Here is a 7,103-nt window from a genome sequence, read left to right as displayed (position 1 = left end):
AGCATTTTCTACTCAACTAGAAAAACTGCCAGCAACTAACTGGCAGCTCTTCTTTCTTTCACGTAATTATAGGAAGTGTATAGAAGAATGTCAATCTCCTATGTCCATTATTAACCAACGTAAATTGTTTGTTGTTTCGCTTCCACTTCTTCTACAAATGTACCTAACACATTCGCAAGGTCTTCCCGTGTGTTACAAGCATTAATACCATTACGTACACTCGCATTACCACGAACACCTTTTAAATACCAAGCTGCATGTTTTCTCATCTCTCTTACAGCGACACTTTCGTTCTTTAAGTCAATAAGACGATCTAGATGTAACATACATACATCAATTTTCTCGCGCACTGTTGGTTCCGGCATTAATTCACCTGTCTCCAAATACTTTACCGTACGATAAATCATCCACGGATCTCCAAGAGCCGCACGACCAATCATAACACCATCTACACCAATTTCATCAAGCATACGCTTTGCATCTTGCGGCGTTGCGACATCACCATTTCCGATAACCGGGATATTTACAGATTGTTTTACTTGTTTAATAATATCCCAATCCGCTCTTCCTTCATACATTTGCACTCGTGTACGTCCGTGAACCGCCACAGCTTGGCCACCAGCACGCTCAACAGCCCTAGCATTTTCTATTGCGAAAATATGTTCTTCATCCCAACCGATACGCATTTTAACTGTAACCGGCTTTTCTACAGCATCTACAACCGCTGCTACCATTTCATATATTTTATTCGGATCTAAAAGCCACCTTGCCCCCGCATCACATTTAACGATTTTCGGCACTGGACAACCCATATTAATATCAATTATGTCTGCTGTCGTATATTTATCTACATATTTCGCAGCATCTACAAGAGTTTCTTTCTCTCCACCAAAAATTTGTAAACTTAATGGCTTTTCTCTCTCGTCGATATATAACATATCTAATGTTCTTTTATTATTAAGTAATATTGCCTTATCACTTACCATTTCAGCACAAACTAAGCCGGCACCAAATTCTTTTACTGTTAAACGGAATGCAGAGTTACACACTCCCGCCATCGGTGCTAGTACAACCGGATTTTTCATCTCGATATTTGCAATCTTTAACAATCAACCTACTCCTTCCTGTACAATCACTTTGGCATTAATTCCTCTATCGAAACATTTAATGCCTTAGCAACTTCTACTACAAAATCTTGAGAAGGCGATCTATTCCCTCTCTCAACCTCACCTAAAACAGATACAGATACCCCTAGTTCTTTAGCAAAACCTTCTTGTGTATAGCCTTTTAACTTTCGAAAAGCACGAATGCGTCTTCCCCATTTTTCTGCTTCCATACCGTTACTCCCTCTCGCCTTTTCATTTCTTCTACTTGTGAACGTGAAATGTTTTGTTTTATGTCTTGATTAATCTCTAACAACGGAACGATAACAAAAGCTCTTTCAAACATCCGCGGATGCGGAACAATAAGATTCTCTGCTTCAATATTCTCTTGATTATAAAGTAAAATGTCAAGGTCGATAGTCCTCGGCCCCCACCTAATTTCCCTTTTTCTTCCTAGGTCATTTTCTACTTTTTGTGTTACTTTCAATAACTCTTGTGGTGATAAATTGGTAGAAATTTTTATAACTAAATTTAAAAAGCAACTTTGGTCAGTATAGCCAACTGGCTCAGTTTCATATACAGATGAAATATCATCAACCTGAATATAAGGATTTTTATTTAAAAACTGAATCGCTTCAGTTAGATACGTATAACGCTCTCCAATATTTGACCCTAATGCAATGTAAGCTATATTGTTCATGGACGTTCTCTCGTAATTTCTACTGCTACAGCACGATAATGACCCGGTATCGGTGGATCCGGCTTAATTACCTTAATTGTACAGCGTGAAATACTTTCATATTGTTTTAATATATCTGCAGCAATATTTTCAGCGATACTCTCCACAAGCTTATACTTTCTATCCTCAACAACTTTTCTACATAATTCGAAAAGCTCTCCATAATTGACCGAATGCTCTAAGTCATCACTTTCCCCTGCACGCTTTAAATCCAACTCCACCGTTAAGTCAACTTTAAATCTCTGACCTAATTTATTCTCCTCTGGGAACACACCATGATAACCATAAAACTCCATATCATGGATATAAATTTTATCCAATTACCTTACCCCCTTACCAATCATCGCATCCATCATTTTAGCCATACGCGCCATTTCTTTCACATCATGGACACGAACAAACTCACAGCCCTTTTCAATACCAAGACAAACGGTAGCTCCTGTTCCCTCAAGGCGTTCCTCCACTGGCAAATCTAATACGTGCCCAATAAAGGACTTTCTCGAAGTACCTAAGAGAACTGGATAACCTAGCACATTTAACTGTTCTAAATTACGCATCGCCTCTAAGTTCTGCTCAGGTGTTTTAGCAAAACCGATACCTGGATCTAAAATAATATTCTCATCTGGCACACCAGCATTTTTAGCAATTTTAATACTGTCATACAAATCAGCAATCATATCCGCCATTAAATTACGATAATTCATATTATCGCGGTTATGCATTAAAATGATGGGTACATCATAATGAGCTGCGACTTCAGCAATTTTTGGCTCCGCCTTCGCTCCCCAAATATCATTAATAATATGAGCACCAGCCTCAATTGCTTGCTTTGCAACTTCAGCTTTATATGTATCGATAGATATAGGCAATTTTACTTCTTTTGAAACTGCTTGAATCATCGGGACAACTCGCTTTATTTCTTCTTCTACTGATACTTTAGCAAAACCTGGGCGAGTAGATTCGCCACCAATATCAATAATATGAGCACCTTGACCTTGCATTTCTTTTGCGTGACGTACCGCAGCATCTACCTCGTTGTAACTCCCACCATCAGAAAACGAATCTGGTGTTACATTTAAAATCCCCATAATTAATGTTTTTTCATTTAAATTCAATGTATATTCGCCGCAGCGCAAATCATAATCCCACTTCAAACTACACATCTCCTCTTCGTAATTCATTTCTGCTCCATAATTTCTCTCTTTGCATTCCATAAAGGTACATTAAACTTTTTGTAACCACTCCTACTTTACCCGGGAAATCCTGCGCTTCTATACGATAAAGCGGAACAATTTCTTGAATGGAGTTTGTTACGAAGACTTCATCCGCTGAAAGTAGCTCATCTTTTGTAAAGAAACCTTCCTTTACTTCTATATTTAATTCTTCAGCACTCTTTATAATAAACGCACGAGTGATACCATTTAAAATCCCTGTCTCTAACGAAGGTGTATATAAAACATCACCTTTCACAAAAAATAGATTCGAAACAATGCCCTCTGCAACATAACCTGCTTCAGTGAGGAAAATACCTTCCTTACTCACAACATTTCCAATTTCACGCTTCCCTAAAATATTATTTAAATAGTGATGAGACTTCAGGCGAAATGTCCCTTCCGGTGTATTTCGCACTTGTTTTAGAATAACACCTTCTTTTTCCACTACATCCCCTGGAGCTGTTAAAGGTTTTATAAAAACAATAACAGAAGGCTCTTCATACATTTCCGTTTGTAATCCTATTTCATCTATACCCGCCGATACATTAAAACGTACATATGCATGCTTCAATTCATTCTTAGCGAGTAAATCTTTCAAAATAAGCATCACATCATTTTTTGTCATTGTCCATTTAATTTGCAATGTATCCAGCGCCTCTATTAAACGGTTATAATGATCATCCAATAAGAAAGGATGACCATTATAAATACGAAACGTTTCAAAAACTCCAAGACCATATAAATAACCATGATCATAAGGAGAAATTCTCGCTTCACTTGCTTCTACATACTGACCATTTACGTAAATTAACATAATGTCACACTTGGACTGTATTTACGAATGAAATTCTGCAACAGCTCTTTCCCATGAGAAGTCATAATAGATTCTGGATGGAATTGCACACCCTCTATCGGTAATGTCTTATGACGAAGTGCCATAATTTCCCCTTCCTCTGTCCAAGATGTTACCTCTAAGCAATCGGGTAACGTCTCTTTCTTAACAATAAGGGAATGATAGCGCGTCGCAGTAAACGGATTAGGAATATCCGAAAAAATCGTCTTTCCATCATGATGCATAAGCGACGTTTTTCCATGCATTAATCGGTCTGCACGGACAACCTCTCCACCAAACACTTGTGCAATGGATTGATGCCCTAGACAAACACCAAAAATCGGAATCTTTCCAGCAAAGTATTTAATAACTTCCATACTAATCCCAGCTTCATTAGGACTGCACGGACCTGGAGAAATCATTAGAAAATCTGGTTTCATATTCTCAATATCTGAAATAGTCACTTCATCGTTACGTTTAACAACGAGCTCTTGTCCAAGTTCTCCAAGAAACTGCACTAAATTAAATGTAAAAGAATCATAATTATCAATCATTAATATCATTTCTCTCACCTAACCGTTTCTTCACTACGTTCTTTTGCACGCCATAAAGCAATCGCCTTTTTTAACGACTCTTTATATTCATTTTCCGGATTTGAATCAATTACAATTCCCGCCCCTGCTTGTACATGAGCTTTTCCATCTTTAGCAAGAAGTGTTCTAATTACAATATTCAATTCTGTATCTCCAGAATAACCAATCCAACCGATTGAACCTGTATAAATCCCTCTTCGAACAGGTTCTAATTCCTCAATAATTTCCATCGTACGTATTTTTGGGGCACCAGTAATTGTTCCCCCAGGGAATACAGCCTTCACTAAATCAAAAGCATCTTTATCTTCTTCCACCTCACCACGCACATTAGAAACAATATGCATAACATGTGAGTATTTCTCAATTACCATAAATTCATCTACTTCTACAGTGCCATATTTACAAACACGTCCTAAATCATTTCTTTCTAAATCCACAAGCATTACATGCTCTGCTCTTTCTTTTTCGTTCTCAATTAATTCTCTTGCTAATTCTTCATCCTCTTGCTCATCCGCGCCTCTAGATCTCGTTCCAGCAATTGGTCTTGTACTTACTTCAGTTCCTTGTTTCTTAATTAACAACTCTGGCGATCCACTAACGATTTGAAAATCCCCAAGCTCCAGGTAACCCATATATGGAGATGGATTAATTTCACGAAGACTTGTATAAATTTCTAGTGGGTGTGTCTGTAACGTTCTTTCTTGTCTCGTCGACAAGTTTACTTGGAACACATCACCCGCTCCAATATATTCTTGAATACATTCAACTGCCTTCATAAAGCCAGCTTCAGTAAAAGCAACTGCTTCACTTTTCTTTTCAGGACTTTCAAAGGGCACGGTCACTTCAGGCGCTTCTGTCATCCAAAGACTCTTCCACTCATTTAGCCGTTCTTTCGCCTCTTCATATTTATCTACATAATGCGTAATAACCCATAACACTTGTTCTTTTTGATCATAGACAAATACGTCATCAAATAATAAAAAGAAGATGTCAGGTATATCAATATCATCTTCCGCAAGAGAAGGCAGCTTTTCAATATAACGGATACAGTCATAACTGAAATAGCCAATTGCACCACCTTGAAAAGGCGGATACTCTGGGTTATAGTCCGTCTTCCATTGTTCCATATATTCTTGCATTAAATCTAACGGATTCCCTCGTTTTATTGTTTCCTTACCACTTTCACTTATATGTAACGTTTCACCCTTCCCTCGGATTACCGCTACTGGGTTCAGCCCTACAATGTTATAACGACCGCCACGGCCGCTTTCTAACAAAATATGTTGCGATTTACCCTGAGAAAGAAATTTATATTGCTTAAAGAAATCTAACTGATATGGAATAGAAAGCGCTAAAGATTTTCTTCGTTGCATATCAACACCCCGTCTTCTTTTATCCCACCCTCTTAGATAAACCAGCTCAAACTACATAAGTTATTTATATAGAGATTGATTATACTCGAAGGCTAGTGAAAATAATTTAATTATACTACCTCTTATTTTACATGAAGTTTTCTAGTCATTCACTCTTTTCCTATTTCCAATCCCAAAAGAAAAAGCACCCTTTTTCAAGGGTGCTTTTTCAATCGCGTTTAATTAGGATTCAAATTGATAAAGTGGTGTACTTAAATAACGTTCACCGTTACTCGGGATAATAACAAGTACCTTTTTCCCTTTTCCTAACTTTTTCGCAACCTCTGTTGCTGCATAAATAACTGCGCCTGAAGAGATACCAACTAAAATACCTTCCTCTTTAGCCACTCTTCTCGCATATTCAAATGCTTGCTCTGTTTTCACTTGAATAATTTCATCATATACTTCTACATCCAACGTCTCCGGAACAAATCCCGCCCCAATTCCTTGGATTTTATGTGGACCTGGCTTCCCACCAGATAATACTGGTGAATCTGCAGGTTCTACTGCATAAATTTTAATATCTTTATACGCTTCCTTCAGTACTTCACCAGCACCAGTAATCGTTCCACCTGTACCAATACCTGCAATAAACGCATCTAATTGGTCGCCCATTTGTTCAATAATTTCTGGACCTGTTGTTAAACGGTGAATTTCTGGATTCGATTGGTTTTTGAACTGTTGTGGTATAAAGTAGCCATGTTCTTTTGCTAATTCAGTCGCTTTACGAATTGCTCCACCCATTCCTTCAGGCCCTGGAGTCAATACTAATTCCGCACCGTAAGCACGTAATAAATTACGACGCTCAATACTCATTGTTTCTGGCATTACTAAGATTGCATTATATCCTTTAGCAGCCGCTACCATCGCTAAACCAATTCCTGTGTTACCACTTGTCGGCTCAATGATTGTATCGCCCTCTTTTAATAATCCCTTTTTTTCAGCATCTTCAATCATAGCTAATGCGATACGATCTTTAACACTACTCCCCGGATTCATAAATTCTAATTTTAAGTATATATCTGCGCTGTCTGATTCTACGATGCGGTTCAACTTAACGATCGGCGTTTTCCCGATTAATTCTGAAACTGATTGTGCCACTCGCATTCCTGTCACTCCTAACACCGAGTATTTTTATTGGTTTTATCTATATTTAGATTTTGTCAGAAAATTCCCTGTTTGTCAATTCATTTGGAGGATTGCTCCTCTT

At 37.9% G+C, this 7,103-nt stretch carries 9 protein-coding genes; all 9 read right to left on the bottom strand.

Annotation, left to right across the window (positions count from 1 at the left end; translation table 11 throughout):
* Nucleotides 1-110: 110 nt before the first annotated feature.
* Nucleotides 111-1,109: a tRNA dihydrouridine synthase DusB gene (dusB, locus tag GD442_RS00425; RefSeq protein WP_000912256.1), complete on the bottom strand. Its 999-nt coding sequence runs from the start codon at nt 1,107-1,109 to the stop codon at nt 111-113.
* A gap of 23 nt (nt 1,110-1,132) precedes the next feature.
* Nucleotides 1,133-1,336: a helix-turn-helix domain-containing protein gene (locus tag GD442_RS00420; protein ID WP_000387031.1), complete on the bottom strand. Its 204-nt coding sequence runs from the start codon at nt 1,334-1,336 to the stop codon at nt 1,133-1,135.
* The gene (folK, locus tag GD442_RS00415) at nt 1,288-1,803 is read right to left on the bottom strand and encodes a 2-amino-4-hydroxy-6-hydroxymethyldihydropteridine diphosphokinase (protein WP_001059450.1); all 516 of its coding nucleotides are present in this window, start codon (nt 1,801-1,803) and stop codon (nt 1,288-1,290) included. Before folK ends, GD442_RS00420 begins: the two co-directional genes overlap by 49 nt.
* Nucleotides 1,800-2,162 (bottom strand): dihydroneopterin aldolase, encoded by a 363-nt coding sequence (gene folB, locus GD442_RS00410; RefSeq protein WP_000358062.1) that lies wholly within the window; start codon nt 2,160-2,162, stop codon nt 1,800-1,802. The genes folK and folB overlap by 4 nt, the downstream gene beginning before the upstream one ends.
* The gene (gene folP / locus GD442_RS00405) at nt 2,163-3,023 is read right to left on the bottom strand and encodes a dihydropteroate synthase (protein ID WP_002164656.1); all 861 of its coding nucleotides are present in this window, start codon (nt 3,021-3,023) and stop codon (nt 2,163-2,165) included.
* Entirely contained in the window at nt 2,998-3,870 is an 873-nt protein-coding gene (pabC, locus tag GD442_RS00400; RefSeq protein ID WP_000909884.1) for an aminodeoxychorismate lyase, read from the bottom strand. Before pabC ends, folP begins: the two co-directional genes overlap by 26 nt.
* Nucleotides 3,864-4,451, bottom strand: a complete 588-nt coding sequence (gene pabA / locus GD442_RS00395; RefSeq protein WP_000602294.1) for an aminodeoxychorismate/anthranilate synthase component II — start codon at nt 4,449-4,451, stop codon at nt 3,864-3,866. Before pabA ends, pabC begins: the two co-directional genes overlap by 7 nt.
* Before the next feature lie 5 nt (nt 4,452-4,456).
* Nucleotides 4,457-5,854: an aminodeoxychorismate synthase component I gene (gene pabB, locus GD442_RS00390; protein ID WP_001189728.1), complete on the bottom strand. Its 1,398-nt coding sequence runs from the start codon at nt 5,852-5,854 to the stop codon at nt 4,457-4,459.
* Between the two features lie 222 nt (nt 5,855-6,076).
* Nucleotides 6,077-7,000 (bottom strand): cysteine synthase A, encoded by a 924-nt coding sequence (cysK, locus tag GD442_RS00385; RefSeq protein WP_001261712.1) that lies wholly within the window; start codon nt 6,998-7,000, stop codon nt 6,077-6,079.
* Nucleotides 7,001-7,103 lie beyond the last annotated feature (103 nt).

Source organism: Bacillus sp. A260, assembly GCF_009861435.1.
GTDB classification, from domain to species: domain Bacteria; phylum Bacillota; class Bacilli; order Bacillales; family Bacillaceae_G; genus Bacillus_A; species Bacillus_A cereus.
Note: the sequence above shows the minus strand (reverse complement) of the source record. Positions and strands in the feature narration are given on the sequence as shown.